This window comes from Asticcacaulis solisilvae, assembly GCF_052327315.1.
Taxonomy (GTDB): domain Bacteria; phylum Pseudomonadota; class Alphaproteobacteria; order Caulobacterales; family Caulobacteraceae; genus Asticcacaulis; species Asticcacaulis solisilvae_B.
Genome location: NZ_CP166196.1, coordinates 3037570 through 3062377 on the forward strand (window position 1 = coordinate 3037570; position 24808 = coordinate 3062377).

18 protein-coding genes are annotated in these 24808 nt (G+C 64.7%); 10 read left to right on the forward strand and 8 right to left on the reverse strand.

Annotated features, from left to right (window positions below; genetic code table 11):
- Positions 1 to 56: 56 nt before the first annotated feature.
- The 3 genes from AB8717_RS14365 (at position 57) to AB8717_RS14375 (ending at position 3185) form a co-directional block, all read left to right on the forward strand.
- A complete protein-coding gene (locus tag AB8717_RS14365) occupies positions 57 to 641 on the forward strand; it encodes a shikimate kinase (RefSeq protein ID WP_443748012.1) in 585 nt (194 codons plus the stop codon).
- The gene (aroB, locus tag AB8717_RS14370; protein ID WP_443748013.1) at positions 638 to 1771 is read left to right on the forward strand and encodes a 3-dehydroquinate synthase; all 1134 of its coding nucleotides are present in this window, start codon (positions 638 to 640) and stop codon (positions 1769 to 1771) included. The genes AB8717_RS14365 and aroB overlap by 4 nt, the downstream gene beginning before the upstream one ends.
- 118 nt (positions 1772 to 1889) lie before the next feature.
- Positions 1890 to 3185 (forward strand): HlyC/CorC family transporter, encoded by a 1296-nt coding sequence (locus AB8717_RS14375; protein WP_443748014.1) that lies wholly within the window; start codon positions 1890 to 1892, stop codon positions 3183 to 3185.
- 143 nt (positions 3186 to 3328) lie between these two features.
- Here the strand turns inward: AB8717_RS14375 and AB8717_RS14380 are convergent, their stop codons facing one another.
- From AB8717_RS14380 to AB8717_RS14390, 3 genes are all read right to left on the reverse strand, one after another.
- Positions 3329 to 6505 carry an efflux RND transporter permease subunit gene (locus AB8717_RS14380; RefSeq protein WP_443748015.1) on the reverse strand — a complete coding sequence of 1059 codons (3177 nt, stop codon included), beginning with the start codon at positions 6503 to 6505 and terminating at the stop codon, positions 3329 to 3331.
- Positions 6505 to 7566, reverse strand: a complete 1062-nt coding sequence (locus tag AB8717_RS14385) for an efflux RND transporter periplasmic adaptor subunit (RefSeq protein WP_443748016.1) — start codon at positions 7564 to 7566, stop codon at positions 6505 to 6507. Before AB8717_RS14385 ends, AB8717_RS14380 begins: the two co-directional genes overlap by 1 nt.
- A 297-nt stretch (positions 7567 to 7863) precedes the next feature.
- The gene (locus AB8717_RS14390; protein ID WP_443748017.1) at positions 7864 to 10503 is read right to left on the reverse strand and encodes a M1 family metallopeptidase; all 2640 of its coding nucleotides are present in this window, start codon (positions 10501 to 10503) and stop codon (positions 7864 to 7866) included.
- Between the two features lie 207 nt (positions 10504 to 10710).
- Between AB8717_RS14390 and ypfJ the strand changes: the two genes are divergently transcribed.
- On the forward strand, positions 10711 to 11568 hold the full coding sequence (ypfJ, locus tag AB8717_RS14395; protein ID WP_443748018.1) for a KPN_02809 family neutral zinc metallopeptidase: 858 nt from the start codon (positions 10711 to 10713) through the stop codon (positions 11566 to 11568).
- Here the strand turns inward: ypfJ and AB8717_RS14400 are convergent.
- Positions 11565 to 12905 carry a hypothetical protein gene (locus tag AB8717_RS14400; RefSeq protein WP_443748019.1) on the reverse strand — a complete coding sequence of 447 codons (1341 nt, stop codon included), beginning with the start codon at positions 12903 to 12905 and terminating at the stop codon, positions 11565 to 11567. The genes ypfJ and AB8717_RS14400 overlap by 4 nt on opposite strands.
- Positions 12906 to 13252: 347 nt before the next feature.
- Here AB8717_RS14400 and AB8717_RS14405 point away from each other — a divergent pair, with 347 nt between their 5' ends.
- The 3 genes from AB8717_RS14405 to AB8717_RS14415 all read left to right on the forward strand — a co-directional run bounded on the left by AB8717_RS14405 (position 13253) and on the right by AB8717_RS14415 (position 15712).
- Complete coding sequence (locus AB8717_RS14405) at positions 13253 to 14074, forward strand: DUF2336 domain-containing protein (RefSeq protein WP_443748020.1); 822 nt, start codon at positions 13253 to 13255, stop codon at positions 14072 to 14074.
- A gap of 69 nt (positions 14075 to 14143) precedes the next feature.
- Complete coding sequence (locus AB8717_RS14410; protein WP_443748021.1) at positions 14144 to 14902, forward strand: NAD kinase; 759 nt, start codon at positions 14144 to 14146, stop codon at positions 14900 to 14902.
- Between the two features lie 309 nt (positions 14903 to 15211).
- The gene (locus AB8717_RS14415) at positions 15212 to 15712 is read left to right on the forward strand and encodes an Hpt domain-containing protein (protein WP_443748022.1); all 501 of its coding nucleotides are present in this window, start codon (positions 15212 to 15214) and stop codon (positions 15710 to 15712) included.
- Between the two features lie 49 nt (positions 15713 to 15761).
- Here the strand turns inward: AB8717_RS14415 and AB8717_RS14420 are convergent, their stop codons facing one another.
- Positions 15762 to 16946: a DUF2336 domain-containing protein gene (locus AB8717_RS14420; protein WP_443748023.1), complete on the reverse strand. Its 1185-nt coding sequence runs from the start codon at positions 16944 to 16946 to the stop codon at positions 15762 to 15764.
- A gap of 119 nt (positions 16947 to 17065) precedes the next feature.
- Here AB8717_RS14420 and AB8717_RS14425 point away from each other — a divergent pair, with 119 nt between their 5' ends.
- Positions 17066 to 18817 (forward strand): sensor histidine kinase, encoded by a 1752-nt coding sequence (locus tag AB8717_RS14425; protein ID WP_443748024.1) that lies wholly within the window; start codon positions 17066 to 17068, stop codon positions 18815 to 18817.
- Here the strand turns inward: AB8717_RS14425 and AB8717_RS14430 are convergent.
- Both AB8717_RS14430 and AB8717_RS14435 read right to left on the reverse strand, forming a co-directional pair.
- Positions 18814 to 20466 carry a phosphatidylglycerol lysyltransferase domain-containing protein gene (locus AB8717_RS14430; protein WP_443748025.1) on the reverse strand — a complete coding sequence of 551 codons (1653 nt, stop codon included), beginning with the start codon at positions 20464 to 20466 and terminating at the stop codon, positions 18814 to 18816. The two genes, AB8717_RS14425 and AB8717_RS14430, sit on opposite strands and share 4 nt — an antisense overlap.
- An 83-nt stretch (positions 20467 to 20549) precedes the next feature.
- Positions 20550 to 21305 carry an SPOR domain-containing protein gene (locus AB8717_RS14435; RefSeq protein ID WP_443748026.1) on the reverse strand — a complete coding sequence of 252 codons (756 nt, stop codon included), beginning with the start codon at positions 21303 to 21305 and terminating at the stop codon, positions 20550 to 20552.
- A 278-nt stretch (positions 21306 to 21583) separates the two neighbouring features.
- Between AB8717_RS14435 and panC the strand changes: the two genes are divergently transcribed.
- Positions 21584 to 22381, forward strand: a complete 798-nt coding sequence (gene panC / locus AB8717_RS14440) for a pantoate--beta-alanine ligase (RefSeq protein ID WP_443750896.1) — start codon at positions 21584 to 21586, stop codon at positions 22379 to 22381.
- Here the strand turns inward: panC and AB8717_RS14445 are convergent, their stop codons facing one another.
- Positions 22382 to 22783, reverse strand: a complete 402-nt coding sequence (locus AB8717_RS14445) for a DUF1489 family protein (RefSeq protein ID WP_443748027.1) — start codon at positions 22781 to 22783, stop codon at positions 22382 to 22384. It abuts the gene before it with no gap.
- Positions 22784 to 22934: 151 nt separating this feature from the next.
- Here AB8717_RS14445 and AB8717_RS14450 point away from each other — a divergent pair, with 151 nt between their 5' ends.
- Positions 22935 to 24785 carry a patatin-like phospholipase family protein gene (locus tag AB8717_RS14450; protein WP_443748028.1) on the forward strand — a complete coding sequence of 617 codons (1851 nt, stop codon included), beginning with the start codon at positions 22935 to 22937 and terminating at the stop codon, positions 24783 to 24785.
- Positions 24786 to 24808: the final 23 nt, after the last annotated feature.

Below are 24808 nucleotides of genomic sequence, written 5' to 3' on the forward strand. Positions count from 1 at the left end.
TGTAAAGTTCGGCCATGACTCGTAACGTCTTTTTGCGAGCGGCGGCGCTCTGACCGATGACGCCTCCGCCTGAACCGGCGCCTCCGGAAACGGCGGCACGCCCGACCTTTACCCTTCCCCGCACCGTGGCGCTCGTCGGATTGATGGGCGTCGGCAAGACGACCATCGGTCGCCGCTTGGCCGACCATTTCCATCTGCCCTTCGTTGACGCCGACGAAGAGATCGAAAAGGCCGCCGGCCGCAGCATAGCCGACATCTTCGCCGAATTCGGCGAGGTCGGTTTCCGCGACGGCGAACAGCGCGTCATCGCCCGGCTTCTAGATGAACCGGCGCGGATCCTCGCCACCGGCGGCGGGGCGTTGACCCATCCGCTGACGCGCGAGCGCCTCAAGGAAAAGGCGATCACGGTGTGGCTGAAGACCGACATCAAGGTGCTGGCGCGCCGGGTCGCCAACAAGCCGCACCGTCCGCTGATCAAGGATCGCGATCCCATCGACGTGCTGAAAGAGCACGTCAAAACCCGATATCCCCTTTATGAGATGGCCGATATCGTTGTCGACACCGGCGACCAGTCGCACGCCCGGGCGCTCGAGCTGGTGCTCGACGCCCTGAAACGCCACCTCGACGGAGAGAGCAAATGACCGACATCCGCCGCATCCCCGTCGCCGGCGAAGGCTTCCGCGCCTACGACGTGGTCGTGGGCCAGGGCCTCCTGGCCGATCCCGTCCACTGGATCGCCCCCTTCCTGACCAACCGCCGCCTCGTCGTCGTCACCGACAGCCATGTCGGTCCGCTGCATGCCGAAAGCCTGACCGCGCCGTTCGCCGCCGCAGGCTACCGGACGGACGTTATCACCGTCCCGGCGGGCGAACAGTCGAAGTCGTTCGATTGCCTCAAGGTCGTCCTCGACGCCCTGCTCGATCTCGGCCTCGATCGTAAGGACGTCGTCATCGCGCTGGGCGGTGGCGTCATCGGCGACCTTACCGGGTTTGCGTGCGCCATCTATATGCGCGGCATCGACTTCATCCAGGTCCCGACGACGGTCCTGGCGCAGGTCGATTCCAGCGTCGGCGGCAAGACGGCGATCGATCATGAAAAAGGAAAGAATCTCATCGGGGCCTTCTGGCAACCGCGCCTGGTGCTGTGCGATCTCGACGTCCTGAAGACCCTGCCCGAGCGAGAAATCCGTTGCGGATATGCAGAAATCATCAAGTACGGCCTGCTGGGCGACCGTGCCTTCTTCGACTGGCTGGAAGCCAACGACACCGCCGTTATTTCGCTTGAACCGGAAGCGTTGCAGTACGCCATTTCGCGTTCCGTGGAAATGAAAGCGGAGATCGTCGCCGCTGATGAGCGCGAAGGCGGCAAGCGCGCCCTGCTCAATCTGGGCCATACCTTCGGTCACGCGCTCGAGGCCGAGGTCGGCTTCGGCGATGTCCTGCTGCATGGCGAAGCCGTCGCCATCGGCACCGCCCAGGCCTTTCGCTATTCGGCCGCCTCGGGCCTCTGTTCGGGCGAAGACCGCGACCGGGCCGTCGCCGCCATCTCACATGCCGGCCTGCCGACGCGCATGGCCGACATCAGGAACGAAGCTTTCGACGCCGACCGCCTGGTCCACCACATGGCCGGCGACAAGAAGGCCGAAGGCGGCACCCTGACCTTCATTCTGGTCAAAACCATCGGTGACGCCTACGTCGCCAAGAAGGTCGATGCGCGATCGATCCGCGATTTCCTCGTAACCGATGGCGCAGTCATCACGGAGACAGTCTGATGTTAGGCGGGCATTTTTGCCGCTCAATCGCCGCTAGGCTCGCCGCATCAGCGGCGGCGGGCAGTCGCCCTTGCCAAACGCCGGACGGCGTTTGGAATACCCCAACACAGGTGCTCACATGTTAGGCGCTGCACTGCTGGCCCTCGTCCCGATCCTGATCGTCATCCTGGGCATCTCGGCCCTGTTCAGCGCCGGTGAAACCGCGCTGACCGCCGCTTCACGCGGCCGCCTGCACCAGATGGAACGCGACGGCGACCGGGCCGCCAAGCGCGCAAACCGCCTGTTGACCGATCAGGAAAAGATGATCGGCGCCATTCTGCTGATGCAGAACGTGCTGAACATCGGCGCATCGGCGGTCGCCACCATCTCGATCGACAAGGTCATTCCGGGGCCATGGGGCGCGGCCATCTCGACCGCCATCATGACCGTCCTGGTGCTGGTCTTCGCCGAAGTCCTGCCCAAGACCCTGGCCATTACCAAGCCGGAAGACGTGGCGCGCTTCATGTCGCGCCCGGTCCTGTGGGTCGTCATCTTCCTCGGCCCGATCATCACGACCGTGCAGTGGTTCGTGCGCGGGACGCTGCGCCTGTTCGGCGTCAGGCTGTCGATGGAGATCGACGTGCTGGCGGCGCACGAGGAAATCCGCGGCGCCGTCGAATACCACCACGAGGAAGGCGCCGTCGAAAGCGGCGACCGCAACATGTTCCGCGGCGTGCTCGATCTTTCCGAGCTCGATGTCAGCCAGGTCATGGTCCACCGCAAGCAGATCGAGCTGATCGACGCGGACCTTCCGCCGCCCCAGATCATCGAGACGGCGCTCAGTTTCAGCCATACCCGCGTCCCGCTGTATCGCGACAATCCCGAAAATATTATCGGCGTCCTGCATGCCCGCGACCTGATGAGCGCGATGGCGCGTGCCGGCGGCGATCCGTCCAAGGTCGATGTGGCGTCGATCACGCGCGAACCGTGGTTTATCCCCGACACCACCAACCTGAAGGACCAGCTGGCCGCCTTCCTGCGCCAGAAGATGCACTTCGCCCTCGTCGTCGACGAATATGGCGCGCTCCAGGGCCTGGTCACGCTGGAAGACATCCTGGAAGAAATCGTCGGGGAGATCGACGACGAACACGACGCTGTCTTTACCGCCATCCGCAAGCAGTCGGACGGCTCAATCCACGTCGACGGCGATATGCCGATCCGCGACCTCAACCGCGCCATGGACTGGGAACTGCCCGACGACCACGCCGTCACCGTGGCCGGCCTGGTCATCCACGAAGCCCGCACCATTCCGGAACCCGGACAGACCTTCATCTTCTATAACCGGAAGTTCCAGATCATGCGCAAACAGCGCAACCAGATCACGGCGATCAAGATCACGCCCCTGCCCAAACCGGCCGACGAAGACGAGTTCTGACCCAAAGGCCGACCGATAAAAGAATGCCCGCCTGAGCCCCCTCAGGCGGGCATTCTTTTTGTCGTCCGTTCTTTGTGGTCACAGCCAACAAAAAGCCCTCCGGCTGCACTGCCGGAGGGCTTTCCTGTTCCAATGTCCGGCGCTTACTCGGCCGGCGTCTCCTCGCGCTCGGCCCGCAGGGCCGGCGAGATCATCTTGCCGAAGAAGTTCGACATCTTGTCGATCAGCACGTAGATGACCGGCACGATCAGCAGCGACAGCAGGGTCGAGGTGATCAGGCCGCCGATCACGGCCACGGCCATCGGCTGGCGGAAGCTGTCGTTGCCGACGGCGACCGGGAGCATGCCGGCACCCATGGCGACCGTCGTCATGACGATCGGACGAGCCCGCTTGCGCGCCGCCTCGACCAGGGCCGCCGTGCGCTCCATACCGCCCTTGATCGACACCATTGCGTACTCAACCAGCAGAATCGAGTTCTTGGCGGCGATACCGGTCAGCATGATCAGGCCGATCAGGGACGGCATCGAGATGCTCATGTGACAGGCGATCAGCGCGATGAAGGCACCACCGTAGCACAGGGGCAAGGCCAGCAGGATGGTCAACGGGTGGCTGAACGATCCGAACAGCAGGACCAGCACGACGTACATCAGGCCGATACCCGTCAGGATGGCGATCATGAAGTTCGGGATCATTTCCAGGAAGTCTTCGGTGTTCGGGTTGACCGCGATGCGGACGCCCGGAACCTGGCCAGCCTTGATCTTCTTCATGATCGGCAGATCGTTGATCGCTTTGTCGGCCACGCCGTTCGGCACACCGTTCAGGTCCGCCGACACCGTCGCCGACCGCGTACGGTCGATACGGTTGATCTGGATCGGACCGGCGCCGAACTGGATGTCGGCCACGGCGGTCAGCGGCACCGAAGTCCCATACTTGGTCGGCACCATCAGGGTCGACAGGTTATCGACGTTCGAGCGCGCATCCGATTTCAGCAGGACACGGATCGGGATCTGGCGGTCGCCGTCATTGTACTTGGCCAGGATCTGGTCGATGTCGCCCATGGTGGCGACGCGCGCCGCCGAGCTGATCGATGCCGTCGAAACCCCCATCAACGCCGCCTGGTCGGGCTTGGGCGTGATCTCGATTTCCGGGCGCGTCAGGTTGTCGGCCGAGCTGACGTTCGACAATTCCTTGAGGCCGGCCATTTCGCGCTGAAGCTCCACGGCCGTCTGCATCAGCAGGTCGCCATTGTCGGAGACCAGGATGTAGGCCACGCCGGTGCCGCCCCCGCCCTGCTGGCCGAAGCTGGCCCGCACGCCGGGATAGGTCTTGAGCGTCTTCGAGAATTCCTGCTCGAACTGCGCCTGGCTGATCTTGCGCGGCGGCGGCGCGAACGGATGGAACTGCGTCTTGCCGTCCGGTCCCTTGACGATCCAGTCGGCGCTCTTCGGAACGAGGTTCACCGTGATGGTCGAGGTTTCCATGTTGGACACGGAATAGATGCTCTTGACCTCAGGATGCGTCTTGAGGTCGGCGGCGATCTTCTGAACCACGGCGTCGCTCTCGTCGAGCGTCGATCCGGGCGGCAGGGTCACGTTCATCACCGACATCGACACGTCGCTGGCCGGGATGTTATCCGACGGGATGGTCACGACCAGCACGACCGAACCGACAAGGAACAGGATGCCGAAGATGACGACCAGCAGCTTGTGGCGCAGGCAGAAGCGCAGCAGGTTTTGGTAACCGTCCATCCAGAACGGCTTGTCCTCGTGCCGGCCCTTGTCGCGCATCAGGTAGGCGCCCATGAGCGGCGTAAGCGTCCGCGCCACGACCAGCGAGAAGAAGACGCTGACGCACGATGCGATGGCGAAGCTCTTGAAGAACTGGCCGACGATACCCGGCATGAAGCCTGTCGGCGCGAAGACGGCGATAAGGGTCGCGGTCGTCGCCACGACGGCCAGGCCGATTTCGTCGGCAGCCTCGATGGCGGCTTCATACGGCTTCTTGCCTTCGCGCATGTGGCGGACGATGTTCTCGATTTCCACGATGGCGTCGTCGACCAGGATACCGATGGTCAGTGACAGGGCCAGCAGCGTCACGACGTTGAACGACTGGTTCAGGACGTTCATGACGAAGAAGGTCGGCAGCAGCGACATCGGCATGGCCATGGCCGAGACGAAGGTCGCGCGGCCGTCGCGCAGGAACATCCACACCACGAACACGGCCAGGATGGCGCCGATGACCAGGGCCTCCATCGACGAGTCGTAGGAGCGCTTCACGTCGTCGACCGACGAAGCCACCTGTTCTATGCGGATATGCGGATTATCGGCCTTCAGCTTGTCGATGACGGCGCGGACGCCCGTGGCAACCTTCCATTCCGATGTGCCGCGGGTACGCTGGACATTGAAGCCCACGACTTCGGCGCCGTCGTAGCGCGCACGGGTGCGCGGCTCCGACCAGGTGTCGATGACGTTGCCGAGATCGCCCAGGCGGACGCTCGAGCCGTTGGCCAGGGTGATGCGCGTATCGGCCAGTTGCCCGATGCTGGTCGCCCCGCCGATGGTCCGGATGTTCTGTTCCGACGTGCCCGAATTGAAGCGGCCGCCCGGCATGTTTACGTTGAATGACCGAAGCTGGCCGGAAATATCGGCAGCGGTGACCCCCTGCGCCGCCAGCTTGGCGGGATCGAGTTCGATGCGGATTTCGCGGGCAACGCCGCCGTCGCGGTTGAGCTGCGACACGCCCTTGACCGACAGCACGCGCTTGGCGACGTCGTTGTCGACATACCAGCTGAGCTGTTCCGGCGTCATATTGTCGGCGCGGATGATATAGCTCAGCAGCGCCTGGCCCTGGGCATTATCGACGCGCGACACGATCGGGTCGGTGATATCCGACGGCAGGTTGCCGCGGATACCGGCCACGGCGTTGCGTACGTCGTTCGTATCCTTTTCCAGGTCGGTATCGAGCTGGAAGGTGATGACCGTCGTCGACGCGCCTTCATTGACGTAGGACTGCGTATGGCGCACGCCGCCCAGCCCCGCGACCGAGTCCTCGACGATGCGCGTGACCTGGTTCTGCAATTCGGTCGGCGCCGCGCCCGAACGGACGACCGTGACGACCACGATCGGGAAGTCGATGTCCGGCCAGTTGTTGATGCGCAGCGACTGGAAGCCCATGACGCCGCAGATCGTCATCACCAGGAAGAAGACCAGGGTCGGGATGGGATTGCGGATCGACCACGACGAAATCTGGAAGCCGCCGCCGCCGGCGGAGGCACGCGCGGCCTGTTCGTAGGCCGAAGAATGAGTGTCCTCTGACGACATTACTTCTCTCCGCCGGCCTGGGCAGCGCCACTGAGCTTCACGGTATCGCCGTCATTGAGGAAGCCGGCGCCCGTGGTGACCACGCGGTCGCCCGCCACCACGCCGTCCTTGAGGATGACGCTGTTGCCGACGTGATCGCCCAGGGTCACCTTATGGAAGTGCGCGCGGCCGTCGGAACCGACGACGTAGACGCCCGGCGTATTGGCGCTGTAGATCACGGCACCCGGAGGCGCCGTCAGGACCGTCTGGTTGCCGGCTTCGATACGGCCCTGGCCGAACATGCCCGGACGCAGGCCCGAGGACCACGGCACGGAGATGCGGGCAAAACCCAGTCGGGTCGACGGATCGACCTGCGGCGTGACGATGCGGACGCTGCCTGCGACGGTGCCGGTGGATTCGCTGGTGACGCTGGCCGGCATGCCGGCGGTAATGTGGTGCAGGTCGCCTTCGACAACCTGCATGTTCAGTTCGACGCGGCCGTCGCGCACGATATGGAACAGCTCGGCGCCCTGCTGGACGATCTGGCCAAGCACGGCCTTGCGTTGCGTGACGATGCCCGAAACCGGCGCGCGCACCGTGGCGAGCGACAGCTGGGTCTGGGCCGTAGCCAGGGCGGCAGCCGTCGTCTGTTCGGTCGCTTCGGCCTGGTCGAGGGCGGCCGCCGACAGGTAGCCCTTGTCGTAGAGTTCCTTGGCGCGCTTGTAGGCGCGTTCCGCCTGGGTGGCCGAGGCCTGGGCCTGCTTGAGCTGGGCCTGCAGCAGGACATCGTCCATCTTGAGCAGGGGCTGGCCCTGCTTGACGCTCTGGCCTTCGTCGGCCAGCAGGGCCACGGCCGTCAGGCCGCCGGTTTCGGCGCCCACCGGCACGTCCTGCCAGGCGCTGACCGTACCGGAGCCGACGATGGCGACCGGCGCCGTCGTTTCGGTGACCACGGCATAGTTTACCGTTACCGCATGCGACGGCGGCGTCGGTGCATCCTTCTTCTTGGCGTCCTTGCCCGAGCAAGCGCCCAGCGCGAGGAGGCCGCAGCCAAGGCCAGCCGCCAGCAGGCGCCATTTCATGCGCGCATTCATCCCCAAAACCATGCCTCTATATCCCCGATTATCTCATATCCGGTGTACGGGCAGGCCGACGGTGCCGTCAACGCAACCCGCATTACAAATTGTCCACGTTCCGGCGGAAAGCGTGGCTTTCATGCATCTCATGCGCGCCATTCTGTCCCACAGGCCTTAATTTGCCACTAAACTGGGAATGGCGGTAGATCAGCACGCGAAAAACGCGAATCCGTGACAACATACAGCGTCACGGACTCCCGCAAGGTACACCTAATGACAGCGCTCGCAAAAAGGTGTCAGTAGTTATTTTGCATCCTTGAGCGCGGCCGCCAGTTCCGCGGCCCTCGCGTCCTTCAGGACGCCACAGTCGCGCATGTTTTCCAGCATGCGGTCGAACGACAGCTCACCGCGGCCGGCAGCCTTGACCTTGGCGCGCATGATGGTGTCGATCTCGTCGGCCTTGGCCACGGAACAGTAGTCGCCCGGCAGCGACGCCAGGCGTCCGGCCGAGAAGATGCCGAGGCCGTTGGAGAAGCTCTCGTAATTGCCCTTCAGCCAGTCATAGGCCATGTCCCGCGTGGCGTGGCTGGCGAACAGGCCGGCCAGCAGGGTCATCTTGTCCGGATTGCGCAGGCGCTTGTCGTTGAACTGGGCGATCACCCAGGTCGCGACTTCGGGCGTGGCGCCCGCCGTCACGGCGCGCAGGGCCTTGGGACGGAAGGTTTCGTCCTGCGACGCCAGCATGCGGCTGTACATATCCTGGGCGGCGGCCAGTCCGCCGTCCTCGACGCGGGCATTGAGCGCCGCCGACGCGAACGCCTGGTCGAGCGCCGAAGCATCGCCGCCGAGATAGGCGTCGGCCGCCGTCTTCAGCCTGGCGCGAACGTCGTCGTCGTGCGCTTCGCCCGATACCAGGGCGACCAGCGACTGGCGCAGCTTCTGGCGATCCGGCGAATCCGAAGCGTGGGCGCCGGCCTTCGGGTCGAAGCCGATGGCGTCGAGGCGCGGCTTGTAGGTCGTCTCCATCAGGCGGCGGTAATCACTGAGGCTGTCGTCGCCGATCAAGCCCTTACGGCGCAGGGCCTGCAGGCGCTCGCCACCATCGACCGCGACGTTCGAATCCGGGTTGGCGGCCATGGACTTCGCCGAGGCGATCAGTTGGCTGGCGTGGCCCTTGCCGGCCAGGAACTGCGCCCACAGGCTGTCGCTGGCCGCCAGGCCTTCGCCGGCGCCAAGCGTCGGCCCCGCCTTGATGACGGCATCCCAATCGGCGTCGTCGAGCGTAAAGCGGTAATAGCCCGTGCCGCCGGCATTGGGCAGGATGACGCCCTGGCCCGGTGCGGGCACGGCCTGCGTCGTCTTGTCCATCAGGGTGCAGGTGCGGGTTTCGCCGTGACGGATGCACAGGGGAATGGTCCAGGTCTGCGCCGCCTGGGTCGTGCCAAGCCGCGTATAGCGCGACTGCGTGGCGACCAGGGTATCGCCCTGGTGGCGGATATCGACCACCGGCAGGCCCTGCTGGTTGACGAAGCTCTTCATCGCCGTCAGCACGCGCGGATCCTTGGCCGCGTCAGCCAGGGCGCCGAAAAACTGGTCGGAATTGGCGTTGCCGTAAGGGTGACGCGACATGTGCAGGCGCACGCCGTCGCGGAACCTGGTGTCGCCCAGGTAGGCGGCGACCATGGCCACGACCTGGCCACCCTTGCCGTAGGTGATGCTGTCGAAGGCAGCGTCGATTTGGCTGTTGCTGGTGATCGGCTGGTGGATCGGGCGGCCGACCTTGAGCGCGTCGGTGCCCATGGCGGCAAAGGCTTCGTCGACGGCGCCGACGCCGATATTGAGATCGGGACGCCATTCGTTGCCGATACGGTAGCCCATCCAGTTGGCGAAGCTTTCGTTGAGCCAGATATCGTCCCACCAGGCCGGCGTCACATAGTCGCCGAACCACTGGTGCGACAGCTCGTGCGACACGACCATGCCGAATTCCTGCTTCTGGACGGTCGAGGCGCCCTTATCCAGCATGATGATGTCGTCGCCATAGACGTCGGCGCCGGCGTTTTCCATGGCACCCGGCATGACCGGCGAAGCGATCTGGTCAAGCTTGGGATACGGGAACGGCATGTTGAAATAGGCTTCGAGGTGCGCCACGATCGACGGCGTTTCCTTGAGCGCGAAGTCAAGCTTGTCCTTGTTGGGTTGAGTGGCGATGACGCGGATCGGCAGAGGGTATTTGCGTTGCGGCGTCGGCGGCGCCACGCCTTCGGCCACCGCAAAGGGCCCGACGACCATGGCGACCAGATAGGTCGGCAGCGGCTTGGTGGGCGCGAAGACGTGGGTGACCAGGCCGCCGGACGCGTCCTTGTGCGACACTTCGGGCGCATTCGACGCCGTAACGAAGCCCGGCTTCGTCGTCAGCGTCACCTTGAACGGCGTCTTGAAGCCAGGCTCGTCGAACGACGGAAAGGCGGCGCGCGCGTCGATCGATTCGAACTGCGTCCAGGCGTACCACTGGTTATCGACCTTGATGTGATAAAGGCCGGCCGGATTGTCGCCGAAAGGCGCGTCATAGTCGAACGTCAACGTCACCTTGCCGGCCTTGAGCGGCCTGGCGAAGGTGATCTGCGCCACGCCCAGCGGATCAAGCTGCTTCCAGGTGACGGCGATCGTCTTGCCGTCCTGGATGGCGACCGCCCTTGTGACGTTCAGGTCGCGGCCGTGCATGAACAGCGATTTTTGCCCGGCCTTCAGCGTGATGTCGACTTCACTGTGGCCGGAAAAGCGATCCTTTTCCGGGATGACGGTCAGGTCGAGACGGTAGGCGACCGGACGCGCCGCGTCGGGCAGCTTGCCGTCCGGAAAGGCGGGCGTCTGGGCTAAAGCCAGGCTGGAAAAGGCAAGTCCGGGCAGCGTCAGGGCCGAGGCGGCCAGCAGGAGAGCGCGCATAAAACGTATCCTTGGAAACAACCGATGCAGAGCGCTAACACAGGCCATGCATGAACGAAAATTAATAAACGGACAGGTTTCTATTTCAACCAACGCCCCCGGGGTCATAATGCGCCGTTTATGGCCCGGCTGACCATCCCCTCTTCGGGTCGTCTTGCCCGGAAAAGACGGGCGCGATAGGTTCGCCGGCAGCACAAGGAGACGCATATGCGCTGGGAAGACGGACGGGAAAGCGGAGTCGAAGACAGACGCGGACTGGGGCCGGCGCATTTCATCGGCGGCGGCGGGATCGGGGCCATTGTCCTTGCGGCGATCGGCTACTTCGTCTTCGGCATCGATCCGCGCACGACGATGACCGTGACGCAGAGCCTGCAACAGCAGCAATCGCCGCAACAGCACGTCGCCAACGGCGCCTGCCCGCAGGGTGACGAGACCTGCCGCTTCGCCGATGTCATCCATACCTCGGCTGACGATACTTGGACCGCCATCTTCAAAAGCCAGGGTGAAACCTACAGGCCGTCGCATATCGTGCTGTACAGCGGCGGCACCGGCACGGCCTGCGGCACCGGCCAGTCGGCCATGGGGCCCTTCTATTGCCCGGAGGACGAGACCGTCTATCTCGACCTCGACTTCTTCAACACCATGGACCAGCAGTTGGGCGCCAAGGGCGACTTCGCCCGCGCCTACGTCATCGCCCACGAGGTCGGCCACCACGTACAAAAGCTTCTCGGCACCAGCGACAAGGTGGCGGCCATGGAGGATCGCGGCGGCAGCCACGGCGCCAACAGCGCCTCGGTCCGCCTGGAACTGCAGGCCGACTGCTATGCCGGCGTGTGGGCCAAGCAGTCGAACACGAAGATGAACTGGCTGGAATCGGGCGACCTGGAAGAGGCGATCAACGCCGCCTCATCGGTCGGCGACGATACCCTGCAAAAGGAAACGCAGGGCACGGTGGTCCCGGACAGCTTCACGCATGGCACGTCGGCACAACGCATGAAATGGTTCCGCGCCGGCTACGGCAGCGGCGATCCCGGCAGCTGCGATACGTTTAGCGGCAGGATTTAAGCTTCAGGAAGGGCCGAGCTGAGCGGCGCCGCCGTGTCCTTGAGTGCGTCGGCGGCACTGCGCGCCATATGCGCCGCGCCCTTGGGCGACATCAGGGCCGCGGTTTTCATGCTGGCGTGGGTGACCCCGGCCAGCCGCGCCACGGCCATCTGGCGATAATTGTCGAAACCCTGGACCATGCACGCGCCGGCCGAAGCCTTGGCGGCGGCACTGAGGGCCGACAGATAGTCCTTGAGCTGTTCCTCGTCGCGCTTCTGGCCGTCGTACTCGATGCAGACACCCGACAGGCCGCACTTGTTGAGCGTGGAAATGACCTTGCGGTCGGCGCTGACCGAACCGACGACCGTCATGCAGAACGGCTTGATCATCGACACGATTTCGAGCACGCGGTGCGGCGGGACGCCGTCGAGGCCACGGACTTCGAACAGGACTTTCATGCCCATTTCGACCGACGCCTTCTGGACTTCGGTGGTGATCCGGGTCCGGGCGCGCGCCGAGGCAAAGGTCGAGAACGCCGCCGGCACGACCATCAGCATCTTGCGCTGTTCCGGCGTCTTGATGCGCATCAGCTTCAGGCCCTGGTCGATATTCACCAGGTCGATCTGTTCACGCAGGTTCCAGTCGAGATTGGCCAGGGCCTTGCGGTCGAGCAGCGTATTGTCGAGGTGCTCCATGACCATGGATTCGAGACGGTGACCGATCATCACCATCTTCTTCATCTCGAAAAGCGGCTCGGCGGCGCTGGCCACCTTGAGGTTGCGGCCGGCATAGGTCACGGTCGCGGCGACGATCACCGGGCGGATCGGCGCGGCGCCGACGCCGGAATTGCCCGGGCCTTTGCCGGCGGCCTCTTCGCCGCTGCCCGCGACGCGGGCCTTGACCGGCCCCTGCTCGTCCTCTTGCGGGCCGAACCAGGTATTGAGGTCGATCTTGCTGAGGCGGAAGCTGTCGACGCCGTCGATCGTGACTTCGTAAAGCGGAATATCGACCGACGACATGTCGCCGACGAAGAAGCCGCACAGGTCGCGCCAGATATCGGCGATGGCCAGCGCGCCCTTGCGCGATCCGACCGCCGGCATCAGCGCCATCCAGGCGTCGTCATTGATCTTGAGGCACCAGTTGGGTTCCTCGAACCCGCGCTCGAAGGTCGTCTTCAGGTGCTCGAAAACATAGTCCGCCTTGGCTTCCCACTTGGAGCCGAGGCGCACGATAAGGGTATCCAGCTTGAGCAGGAAGGCGCGGCCGGTGATATCGACCTTGGTCTCGCGCAGACGGTCGACGATGACGTTGGCGTCATCGCGGTTAAGCGGCAGCGTTTCGCTGCCGTCGGGGCTCACGGCGAACGCCGGGGCTTCATCCGGGGAAGCGGACGCGGCTTGGGCACTATCCCAACTTCCACGGGCGGCCGGTTCGGAATCGGACATGCGCTGACCTGTCGGACCTTCTACTCTCTACGGAAGGGTAGCCTATGCACTTTCGATTGAGACAAGATTAACGCATGTGTCAAAAACGCCAGAATGATGTTTTTCGAGGCTTTCAGCATCGTTAAGCAAGTGTTCACCACGTCACGTCAGAGTTGAATCTGAAGAGCCGATTCGGCTTAGCTTGTCTGGAGAACAGGCCTGTGCTGGCGTTGAAAATCGTACATCCGAATACTGAAGACCAGACGTCTTCCAGCGGGAGTATGCATGCTCTGACAGCCGCCCTTCCCGCCCCGACTTCGGATTTTCGCGCCAACCATCCGCTCTATGTCGTGCGCACCGAAGCCGCGCCACTGCCCCTGGAAGGCCTTCCGCCCACGCCTATCCGCACGGAACAGGACCTGGTCGTCCAGCTGGCGCGCATGCCGATCGACATTTCGGCGCCGCTGCTCAAGGCCCGCCTGTCCATGCTGGATACCCAGGCCTTGCTGGCGCTGGTCGCCGCCACGGGGGAAGCGCACCACAAGCTGATCGCCGGCCGTCCAGGTCTCGACTGGCGCGTCATTCGCGCCCTGATCCGCTCCAATTCCGACGAGGTTCTGCTGACCCTCGCCGAAAACCACAGGCTCGAATTCGACGCCGAAGACCAGGCCGCTCTGGCGCGCCTGTCGGAAAGCCGGATCATGCTGCGCGCGGCGATCCTGGCCAATCCCCGCCTGTCGCTGGCCCACAACACCGTCAAACTCAACCTTGAAGACGGCCTTACCCACCGCAATTTGCGGCTGGTCAGACTGCTGCGCGCCGGCGACACGGTCAGGTTCATGGTCGGCGCCGCGAATGCGATCGGCTGCGAAGCCACGGCCCTGCAACGCTTTTTGACGGGCGCGTCAGCCACGCCCCTGGCCATGACCTGCCGCGCGCTCGATATCGACCGCGCCGTTTTCCTGAGCCTCCTGCCCCACTGGCAGGCGGCGAACGATGGCGAGCCGAACTGCAACGCGGCCCATCGCCCGCTGGTCCTGTCGGTCTTTTCGCTGCCGGCCAACGATGCCCGCCGCAAGCTGATGGCGGCGCTACCCGCTTAGATTGGCGCCTGTTTCTTTTGCTTTTTTAAACCCGTCTGCGATAAAGAGGCCGAAACCTCCGGAGACCGCATGTCGCTGCGCCTCGACTTTACCGCATCAGAGCGTCCCGAAGCGCAGGCCGCCTGCGCCCGGCTGAAGGCCATCTACGGCTCGGCAGCCAAGCCCGACGTCGTGGTGGCGCTGGGAGGCGACGGCTTCCTGCTGCAGACCGTCCACCGCTGCCTGCGCGACCAGATCCCCATCTTCGGCATGAACCGGGGCAGCGTCGGTTTTTTGCTTAACGACTATGCCGAAGACAATCTGATGGACCGCATTCTGAAAAGCGAGAGCACGCTGATCAGCCCGCTCAGCATGCGCGCCATCCGCCGCGACGGCAGCGTGCACGAAGCCCTGGCCTTCAACGAGGTCTCGCTGCTGCGGCAGACCCACCAGGGCGCCAAGCTCAGAATCCATATAGACGGCACCGTCCGCATGGACGAACTGATCTGCGATGGCGCGCTGGTCGCGACGCCGGCCGGCTCGACCGCCTATAACCTGTCGGCGCACGGCCCGATCATCCCGCTGACCGCCAAGGCGCTGGCGCTTACGCCCATCAGCGCCTTCCGCCCCCGGCGCTGGCGCGGCGCCATCCTGCCGCACAGCGCCCAGGTTCGCATCGAGGCCCTGGAGATCGACAAACGCCCGATCAGCGCCACGGCCGACACCACCGAAATCCGCGATGTCACGGCCGTCGATATCCGCGAGGCCGAAGACCTGAAGGCGACGCTTCTGTTCGATGCCGGCAACGGCTACGACGAGCGCGTGCTCACCGAGCAGTTCGCGTCTTAGCAGCCGCTCAAGCGCCGCGGGGGCTCGCGCAAACGTGCGCGGCGCGCAGTCGCGCTTGCCGAAGTCTGCGACTTCGGAATTTTCATTTTGGTGTCCGCTCAAGCGCCGCGGGGGCGCCTCGCATCAACTCGGGCGGCCGGTCTGCCTTGCCAATCCGCTACGCGGCTTGGAAATCCGAGTTTCATTTGATCCTGCCTCGTCCGCGTTAACTCAGTTTATATAAAAAACCATATTCACATTAGCTCTTCTTAAACCCGCATCGGATAGGGTTAAGCCAAAGCCGCACCGTAAGAGCGTCCAGGAGTGCTTATGCCGATCGAGAAAGCCCAGATTATCCAGGTCCCCAACACCTTGCGCGCCAAGGTTGGCGGTCGTCTTGGGGCTATCGACGCCGAAGCCATTGCCAAGGCCGAAGCCGCCCTTGCCGACCTGTCGTCGCAGTTCGGCGACTGGCTGCTGGAAGAAGTCAAGAAGCTGGAAGATGTCCAGGCCCAGATCAAGGACGAAGGCTATACGACGGAGAACAGCGAGCAACTGTTCTACCGCGCCCACGACCTCAAGGGCCTCGGCACCACCTACGGTTATCCGCTGATCACGCGCCTTGCCGGTTCGCTGTGCAAGATGCTCGACGAAGAAGACAAGCGCATGCTGGCCCCGCGCAAGCTGGTCGACGCCCACCTCGACGCCATTCGCGCCGCCGTCCGCGACCAGATCAAGACCGACGATAACCCGACCGGCAAGATCCTGTGCGAAACCCTTGAATCGCGCGTCAAGGAACACCTGGACGCCATCGGCAAGTCCGGCAACTGACTTTCCCGACAAGACAAAGAAAAAGCCGCCCGAAAGAGCGGCTTTTTTGCTATGCGGCCTCGGCCAGCGTCATCGGCAATTCGCCCCAGCGACGCCCGCGCGAGTCGCGGTCGAGGCGTTCGTAGAGATAGATCAGGTCCTCACGCGGCGCGAACGGCACCTGGGTCAGGAAGCGCTCGATCAGCTTCTCCTGGAAGGACACCGGCTCCAGGAAGCCCGCCTCGGCCATCAGGCCGCGCCACGTATCCATCGCGATACGGAAGGTCTGGAACATCCGGGCCGGCAGGCCGGCGCGGTCATAGATGGCGCGCAGGCCCAGCGGGCCGGCGTCGTGCACCATCAACCAGGTGCGTTCATGCGGCACGTTCGACAATTCCGCCAGGGCGTGTTCGAAGAAGGCGATATGGCCGCGTGCCAGGGCCCGCAGGATCAGGGACGGCGTCAGGCGGTTGTTGGCAATCAGGTGACGCACCAGGCCTTGAGGATCGTGGCTGGCGCCCGAGGCGTCCGCCATGTCGAGCGTGGCCCGTTCCTGGGCCGCGGCGACGATTTCAACGGCGGTTTCCGGCTTGATGGCGTGACGCGTAATCAGTTGTTGCCGCAGGGCACTGCTTACCAGGTGGACCAGGCGCTCGCTGACCGCCACCGGCAGGGCGTGGCGGTTGACCAGGACGCTGTGCAGCACTTCCGAACGCTCGAACCGGTCTACGACCTTGCCCAGACCGTTTTCCGAGAACCGCGCATTGTCGTTGGCGCAGGCCACGACGACCGCCTCCTCGACGGCGCTTTCGGCGATGACATTGGTTACGGTCTCGGACAGCTCGGCGCGCTTGGCGACGGCCACCTGGCGCACAGGGCCGCCCGAGCGGATGATCTCGGCCAGGTCCTTGTCGGAAAAAAGCGGCGAATGGGTCAGCAAGGGGACGGCCACGGTCGTCACGTCCTGCGCCAGCTGCATGGCGACGTCATGCGGCAGCAGTTCCGAGGTGCGCAGCGTCACGGCCAGGGCCCGGCGCACCAGTTCGGCGGCGTCCTGCGCCAGCATGCGGATGATTTCCTGGGCGGCGACGCGGTCGCCATCGCCCAGTTCGGCCCGTTCCATCACCCGGCAGATCTTGTGCGTCGCCACGGCGCGGTCGTCGGCGTTGGTGCTGCGGACCAGGCGCTTGATGTCGTCCTGGGACAGCGGAGACCGGGCCTGGGCGGCCGTGTCGGACATAAAGGATTCGGTCATTGGAAACCTTGATTCTCTGGCTTTGCCGCAGTGTCGCGCTTTTATGCTAACGAACCGTTTACCATGAGCCGGTCGTCCACCGTAACCTGGCGGCAATCTCTGCGTGTTACGGTAATGACATGACGTCCGCGCCCCCCTCCCCCTCGTCCGTCCAGGACACCGTCCTTCTAGACCACGGCCTGAGGGCGCAGGCGCGCATGTTCCCCTACATGCTGGGATTTTTCGGCATCGGCCTCCCGCTCTTCCTGTGGGCGGCGCGCGCCGGCGTATCGCCCTGGCTGATGACGCTATATCTGCTCGTTGTTTCGGTCGCATGGCCCGTCTTCATGACCATGCGCGGCCAGGCCGAGGCGCGCGCCGGCTTCGATACCGCCGACGCCCTGCGCGGCCGCCTGTGGCGGCAGGGCCTGGGCGGCGGCGTATGGACGCTGGTTCTGCTGATGATCAGCCTGACCGCGCCGTCGGGCGGCGCGACCGCCGACATGCTGGTCACCGTCTGCGCCGGCGCCGCCATCGGCATCGTCTTCTTTTCCGCGCCGGTCCTGCTCTACCTGCTGATCCTCGGCCCCCTGGCCGTGGCCGGCCCCATGTACGCCTTCCACGCCCTGCACGAAAGCGACAGCGTGACGCGGCTGATGAGCGGCGGCCTGGTCCTGGCCCTGGCCATGGGCTTCATCCTGAACCGCCACATGCGCGACCACTACCGCCTTCAGCACGAAGCGCTTCAGGCCGCCCGCGCCCGCGAAGACATGACCGCCGGCAGGGTCGCCCTGATGGAGACCCTGTCGCGCGAGGTCAAGACCGGGCTGAGCGGCGTCGCGCAGGCCCTTTCGCTCGGCCTGGCGCACCTTGCCCGGGCGCCCGCCCCGCGCCAGCAGGTCGAGACGGCGCTCGACGAGATCGAGCGCCTGCAATCCATCCTGGTCACCACGCTCGACAACGACGAGGCCGAGGCCGGCCAGATCGCCATCGAGCGTACGCCGCTCGACCTCGCCCTGATCTGCGAACAGGCCGTGGCCGACTTCGCCGAGCTGGCGCGCAGCCGCGACCTTGCCTTCACGCTTAGCCTGGCCGAACAGCCCACAGGCGCCGCCGTCGCCGACGCCCGCCGCGTCGAACAGATACTCGGCCACCTGCTGGACAACGCCATCCAGTACACCCCCTCCGGCCGTGTCGAGCTCAAGCTGCTGCCGGCCGCTGACGGCCTTATGCGTATCGAGGTCGTCGATTCCGGCCCGGGCCTCAGCGCAGCCGAGCTGGCGCGCGCCTTCCGGCCGCACACGCGCATCGCCCGCACCTCGTCGGGCGCACCGGGCGCCGGCCTGGGTTTAAGCCTGTCGAAATCGCTGGCAGAGCTGATGGGCGGCGGCATGGGCGCGGAATCGACACTGGATGTCGGCTCGAAATTCTGGGTCGACCTGCCGTTCGACGCGACCGCCGTCCCGCCGGCCCGTCCGAAAATCGAAACCGGCGCGCCGGAGCCCGACCATGCCGCTTCCTTACGCGTCCTGCTGTTGGCCAACAACGCGCTGCGGGCCGCCGAACTGCGCGACCAGCTGGAGGGCCTCGGCCACCGCTGCATGACCTCGACGACGCGCGACCGCGCCCTGTCCCTGGCCCGCAAGGGCGGCGTCGATGCCTGCGTGATCAGTACGGGCGCATTCGAGAACCTGGACGACGACGGCAACCGCCAGACGCTTTCGGCTTTCCTCGACTCCCTGCGTGCCACGCAGGCCGAGGCCCGCATGAATATCGTCGCCCTGCTGCCGGCCGGCGACCAGGCGGAAACGCTTCAGGACATGGGGGTGAAACCCGTGCTTCTGCCGCAGGGCCGCGACGGACTGGCCCGTGCGCTTATCGCCCAGGATTAGGCGGCTTCGGCGTCATCGTCATAGCGCGCCCTGGGCTGGCGCGCGCCCAGCGCCACCACCGCCATCAGCGCCGCCCCAAGGGCCGTTTCCTGGCCCTTGATGGCGAAGTAGCGCGGCTCCCAGTGCGGCTTGAACTTCTCCTTGTAGGCGCGCAGGCCCTGGAAGTTATAGACCTCGCCGCCCAGCTGGTAGATGACCGAGGCTATCTTGTGCCAGGTGCTGGACAGCGGCTTGGCCTCGAGCCCGGCCAGCGGCGCTAGGCCCAGGCTGAAGTGGGCATAGCCGTGGTCGCGCGACCAGGCGATCAGGCGCAGGAACAGGTATTCCATGACGCTGGGCGGAGACGCCGGATCGTAGCGCATCAGGTCGAGCGTCAGGACGGCCTTGTCCTGGGTCGGCCACAGGTTGGCGAAGGCCATGATCTTCCCGTCCACCCGCACCACGGCGACCGGCGTCAGGCGCATATATTCCGGCTTGAAACAGCCCAGCGAATAGCGCTTTTCCTTGGCGTTCTTGCTTTTCAGCCAGGCGTCCGACACCGCCTTGAGCTCGGGCATGTGCGCGTCGACAGCGTCGGGCGCAATCACGTCGAACGCCGCGCCCAACCCTTCGAACCGTTTAAGCGTCTGGCGAAAGCCATAGCCCTTCTTGCCGGCTAGGTCGAAGGTCGCGACATCGACCAGCGCTTCCTCGCCGATCTTGAAAGGCCTGAGGCCCAGGTCGATCATCAGCGGCAGCAGCTTCGGCCCGACCTGATAGACGCTCAGGCGCGCATTCCCCAGGGACGCCATTTCCTTGAGCGTCCAGAACAGGGGTTCGGCTGCCGACGGCTCGCCCACCGGCTCGCCCATCACCACCCACTGCTTGCCCGAAATGCCGTACATCAGGAACGCGGTGCGCGCCTCGTTCCACAGGATATGCTTGTCGCGCAGCAGGGCCAGCCAGGCTTGGGGATTCGACGCCGTCGAGACGACCTCCTTCACCTGGTCCATGTCCTCGTCGTCAGGCATGGGCGGGACGCGGTTGGCGATACCGAACAGGCGATACAGCCCGACCAGGCCGACCGTCGCGCCCATGACCACCAGCCCGCGCAGGAAGCGCGGCACCGCGGCACGGTAGCCGAAGTCGATCCACATCGAATGCGCGTAGGGTACGCGGCTGTAGAAGTCGAAACCCAGCCAGACGATCACCGCCAGGGTCGCCAGGATCAGACCGGCCCACAGGGGATTGATCGACAGGCTCATCAACTGCGAACGACGGTTGAACACGCCCTTGCACGGAATCAGCAGCAGAGCGCACAGCCCAAGCCCGATGGCCGGCAAAACCGCCAGTTCGCGAGTCAGCGAGAAGACCGCCGCCAGGCAGAACAACGAAATGGCCATGTACCAGGCCGAATCGATGCGCTCCCACAGCCCTCGCGCCAGAAAGAGCATCAGCACGCCCACGACGATGCCGGCGATGTGCGAGATTTCGACCACTTCGAGCGGCAGCCAGCGGCGGACCAGCGGCATGACTTCACGGTCGATCGGCGTCAGCACGGCGATCAGCAGCATGACCCCGGCCGTGAACATGGCGACCGCGAACAGGCGCGGAATTGCCTTCGTCACCGAATCGAAAAGAATGCGTTGAACGCTGGAGTTTGACGTCATGGGCCCGGGCTCAGGACAGGACGCACGGCATCCCGTCTGTGAAGCGCGGGATTATACCTGTCCTGAGGCGGTTGAACAGGGGGCTAGCCAGCCCTTTGGCACCACGAATCGCGCACATCGAGTTGACCGCATAGCGCCCTGGCCTGCGCCTCGCTTTTCACGGGCCCGACCTTGAGGCGGAACAGGGTCTGCCCCGCCGGCGTCACGACCTTCTCGAACTCCGGCTTCATGCCGCCCAGCGCGGCATGGTGGCCGCGCATGTCCTGCCAGGCGCTTTTTGCCGCCGTCAGGGAGCGAAAGGAACCGACCTGGACACGGCGGACATCGGCGTCGGCAACCGCAGTCCGCGTTTCCGCCTTCGGCGCGGGGATATCGGCACGCTGCACCTCGGCCTTTTCGGGGGCGGCCGGCACAAGGATCCTAGGCGCCGCGGCGACGACGGCGGCCATGGCGGACCTGGCAGCCTCGGCCACCGGAATGTCGGGCAGGTCGCGGGCGGCGGCGGTCTGCGCGGAACCGTCGTCGAAGGCGACGTCCTTCAGGCGCTCGTCCAGCGGCTGTTCGCTGTCCGGGCGCGGCATATGCAGCGGATCGACCACGTCGATCTTCATCTTCGGCGCCTGCGGCGTGCTGGAAAACAGGCCATGGTCGGCAGGCTTGGCGCCGTCCGCATGGCTGCGGTCGAGCAGGCCGCCCGAATTGACGGTCAGGTCCTTCGCCGTCTGGACGGCCAGGTCGAGGTCTTTCTTGTCGAGATGGCGATCGGCCGCGGTCGCGCGGTCCCCCGGATCGTTGGCGTCGACCTTGATATTATGGATTTCGGCCAGCACGCGATCCATCGGGTGATCGTCGCACCCACCAAGGGCGACGGTTAAGGCCAGTGCGCTGCACACAATTATGACTTTACGAATGGGCATGGATTCGGTCATAGAGACGATGGTGCCATAACGCTTTTAAGTCGGCGTTAGGAACCTTGGTTAAAGCGCGTTTGCCATGACGGGCGCCCCGCCCGCGCCAGGCAATTGCACGACGACTTTTTCGGACTTCTCATATGCCGGACGCCCAATCCCCTGCACATCTCCTGACTGTTCGTACGCTTTCCGAGCTGCGCCGTGAAATGGCCAAGCTTCGGAAAGGCAAAGGAAAAGTCGGATTCGTACCCACCATGGGGGCGTTGCACGAAGGACATCTCACTCTCGTGAGGCATGCCCGTTCTGTATCCGATGTGGTGGCGGTATCGATCTTCGTCAACCCCCTCCAGTTCGCGCCGACCGAAGACCTGGACCGCTACCCGCGCCAGGAGGCCGCCGACCTGGCGCTGTTGCAGGAAGCGGGTTGCGACATCGTCTACCTGCCGACGCCGGACGTGCTGTACCCCAAGGGCTTTGTAAGCCGCATCGAGATGGCTGGCCCGGCTCTGGGCCTCGAAAGCGATTTCCGCCCGCAATTCTTCTCGGGCGTGGCGACCGTCGTGTCCAAGCTGTTCAACCAGGTCCGTCCCGATATAGCCGTCTTCGGCGAGAAGGACTTCCAGCAACTGGCCGTGATCCGGGCCATGGTGCGCGATTTCGACATGGACATCGATATCGTCGGCTATCCGACCGTACGCGAGAAAGACGGCCTGGCGCTGTCGTCGCGCAACGCCTATCTCAGCGCCGAGGAGCGCGTCGTCGCGCCCAAGCTGAAGGCCGCGCTGGACCGCATCCGCGGCGTGGCGAAGGACGGCGGCGATACGAACCGCGCCATTGCCGAAGCCGGCGACGACCTGATCGACACCGGCTTCGACAAGATCGACTATATCGCCCTGCGCGACGCCGACACGCTGGGTGAGATTACGCCGGATACCAAGGCGGCCCGCCTGCTGGCCGCCGTGTGGCTTGGCACGACGCGTCTCATTGATAATATTGCCGTCTAACTACCAAACACCAGCCTCTTTCAGCGCCCGCGCCATCTCAGGCGGCAGGTCGTGCTCGCCTTCGACGATGTCGCGCGGCGCGTCGGCGGCCTTAAGATAGCGCCAGCCCTGGAACGGCCGCCGCGGCTGGGCCTCGGTGGCGATATGTTTCGTATTCAGTCCGATCTTCCAGTGCGGATTTTCCTTGTCGTCGACCAGGTCGAACGACACGATCTCGCGCCGGCACAGGATGACGCCCTTGATCACCCAGTAGAGCGAGCCGCCGTCCAGCAGCTCTTCGCACCGCGTCGGGCGGTTGCGCGTGTGGATATAGGAGATGGCGCCGCGCGCCTTTTCCCAGTTCAACAGATCGTCGAGGCTGTCGGCACCGACGCATAGCTTGACGATATGGATATCTCCCACGGAGGTCCTTTCTGGTTAACAGCTTGGAAGCCATTTCGGCGCATCTCTATATAGGGAGGCGACGCCGTCTTACAGCATCGCTAAAAAAAGAGACCGATAAAACATATCGTTTCCGTATAGTCCGGAGGCAATATGGTACAGTGTGAAGCGCATGACGGAAGACAAGAGGCATAAGGCGAACCCGACGCTGCAGGCGGCGCTGGAAAGCCTGTTCGGCACCTCGCTCGGCGAAGGCGCCAGCGTGATTTCCCTGCCCGGCGGATCGCGCCTGTTCAGCACGGGCGACGAGTCCGATCACCTGTACCTGCTGCGCTCGGGCCGTCTCGGCGTGTTCCGCCACGACGAGGACCACGACGAGCTGAGCCTGATCGGCATCATCCGCCCGGGCGAACCGGTCGGCGAAATGTCCCTGATCGCCGGCACGCCGCATACGGCCACGGTCGTCGCATTGCGCGACTCCGACCTGCTGGCCATGCCGCGCGAAGACTTCTTCCGCGCTATCGATACCCACCCTGACCTCTTGATGGCCCTGTCGCGCAAGATGATCGAGCGTGCCCGCCGCGACGTGCCCGCCGTCATGCCGAATGTCTTTGCCTTCTTCGCCCTGTGCGAAGCGCCGATCCACCCTATGGTCGAGCGTATCGCCACCCAGATCCGCGCCCTCGGCTACAAGGTGACGGTTCTCGACAAGGGCTTCCACGGCACGACGCCCGAGGCCTTTTCGCGCATCGAGGCCGAGAACGACTATGTGCTGCACGTCGCCGAAAAGCATGAAAGCCATTGGCGGCTGTTGAGCGCACGCCAGGTCGACCAGGTGTTCCTGGTGGCCGACGGCACCGAAAAGCCCGACCTGTGGCAGACGGAGGGCGAAAAGTCGCTGCTGCACCGGGCACCGGACCTGATCCTGGCCTACGACAACCGCAACGACCGCGGCAGGATCGCCGGCCGCACGCGCTCATGGCTCGACGCCATCAAGCCGACGCGCTGGTTCCATATCGGCCGCGAGGATGTGGCCGACATGGCGCGCATCGGCCGCGTCGTCTGCGGCCATAGCGTCGGCGTCGTCTTTTCCGGCGGCGGAGCGCGGGCCTTCGCCCAGATCGGCGCCTTGCTGGCGCTTCGAGAGGCGCACATCCCGATCGACTTCGTCTGCGGTTCGTCGATGGGCGCGATCCTGGCCTCGACCATCGCCCTGGAATGGGACAATGACGAGATCGACGTGCGTCTTCGCGACGCCTTCGTAGACACCTCGCCGCTCGACGACATCACCCTGCCCTTCATCGCCATGACGTCGGGCAAGAAGGTCGACGAGCGCCTGCAGAAGCATTTCGGCGAGGTCATGATCGAAGACATGCCCCTGCCCTTCTTCTGCCTGTCGTCGAACCTGACCAGCGGCGTGCTCAAGGTCCACAAATCGGGCCTGCTGCGCCAGGCGCTCAGGGCCTCGATCTCGCTGCCGGGCGTCATGCCGCCGGTCGTCGAGGACAATCAGGTCCTGGTCGATGGCGCCGTCATGCGCTCCTTCCCGGCGACCATGATGCGCAATACGCATCTCGGCACCGTTATCGGCGTCGATGTCACGCGGGCACGCGGTCTCGACCCCCGCGCCTTGTCGAACAAGCATTTCGGCAGCTGGATGGCGCACGGCGAATGGCGGCGCGGCCCGCCGATCGTCTCGGTGATGATGCGCTCGGCCACCATCACCACGGCAGCGGATCTCGCGCAGTCGCGCGCCGCCACCGACCTGCTGATCATCCCCGAGCCCGACGGCGTCGAAATCCGTGACTGGAAAGCGTACGACCGCGCGGTCGAGAACGGCTACCAGACCACGGTCGAAACCCTGGCCCAGCTCGAGTCGCCGGTCACCACCCTGCGCAAGATGGGCCGCAGCGTCCATCCGAACATCCCGGCCTTTACGCCCGACGACACCACCTATGTCGACGAAGCCTCGAAGCCGCCCGCCAAGGTCGTGAAGCCCGCGCCGAAAACCGCCGGAAAATAAAAAAAGGGAGAAGGACCAAGATC

What these genes read in the sequence shown, in the direction of transcription:
- ypfJ (WP_443748018.1), top strand. Translation starts at nt 10,711, where the DNA reads ATGCGCTGGGAAGACGGACGGGAAAGCGGAGTCGAAGACAGACGCGGA.
- AB8717_RS14425 (WP_443748024.1), top strand. Translation starts at nt 17,066, where the DNA reads ATGACGTCCGCGCCCCCCTCCCCCTCGTCCGTCCAGGACACCGTCCTT.
- AB8717_RS14415 (WP_443748022.1), top strand. Translation starts at nt 15,212, where the DNA reads ATGCCGATCGAGAAAGCCCAGATTATCCAGGTCCCCAACACCTTGCGC.
- AB8717_RS14390 (WP_443748017.1), bottom strand. Translation starts at nt 10,503, where the DNA reads ATGCGCGCTCTCCTGCTGGCCGCCTCGGCCCTGACGCTGCCCGGACTT.
- AB8717_RS14410 (WP_443748021.1), top strand. Translation starts at nt 14,144, where the DNA reads ATGTCGCTGCGCCTCGACTTTACCGCATCAGAGCGTCCCGAAGCGCAG.
- AB8717_RS14420 (WP_443748023.1), bottom strand. Translation starts at nt 16,946, where the DNA reads ATGACCGAATCCTTTATGTCCGACACGGCCGCCCAGGCCCGGTCTCCG.
- AB8717_RS14365 (WP_443748012.1), top strand. Translation starts at nt 57, where the DNA reads ATGACGCCTCCGCCTGAACCGGCGCCTCCGGAAACGGCGGCACGCCCG.
- AB8717_RS14435 (WP_443748026.1), bottom strand. Translation starts at nt 21,305, where the DNA reads ATGGATCGCGTGCTGGCCGAAATCCATAATATCAAGGTCGACGCCAAC.
- AB8717_RS14405 (WP_443748020.1), top strand. Translation starts at nt 13,253, where the DNA reads ATGCATGCTCTGACAGCCGCCCTTCCCGCCCCGACTTCGGATTTTCGC.
- AB8717_RS14375 (WP_443748014.1), top strand. Translation starts at nt 1,890, where the DNA reads ATGTTAGGCGCTGCACTGCTGGCCCTCGTCCCGATCCTGATCGTCATC.
- AB8717_RS14385 (WP_443748016.1), bottom strand. Translation starts at nt 7,566, where the DNA reads ATGAAATGGCGCCTGCTGGCGGCTGGCCTTGGCTGCGGCCTCCTCGCG.
- panC (WP_443750896.1), top strand. Translation starts at nt 21,584, where the DNA reads ATGGCCAAGCTTCGGAAAGGCAAAGGAAAAGTCGGATTCGTACCCACC.
- AB8717_RS14430 (WP_443748025.1), bottom strand. Translation starts at nt 20,466, where the DNA reads ATGACGTCAAACTCCAGCGTTCAACGCATTCTTTTCGATTCGGTGACG.
- aroB (WP_443748013.1), top strand. Translation starts at nt 638, where the DNA reads ATGACCGACATCCGCCGCATCCCCGTCGCCGGCGAAGGCTTCCGCGCC.
- AB8717_RS14380 (WP_443748015.1), bottom strand. Translation starts at nt 6,505, where the DNA reads ATGTCGTCAGAGGACACTCATTCTTCGGCCTACGAACAGGCCGCGCGT.
- AB8717_RS14450 (WP_443748028.1), top strand. Translation starts at nt 22,935, where the DNA reads ATGACGGAAGACAAGAGGCATAAGGCGAACCCGACGCTGCAGGCGGCG.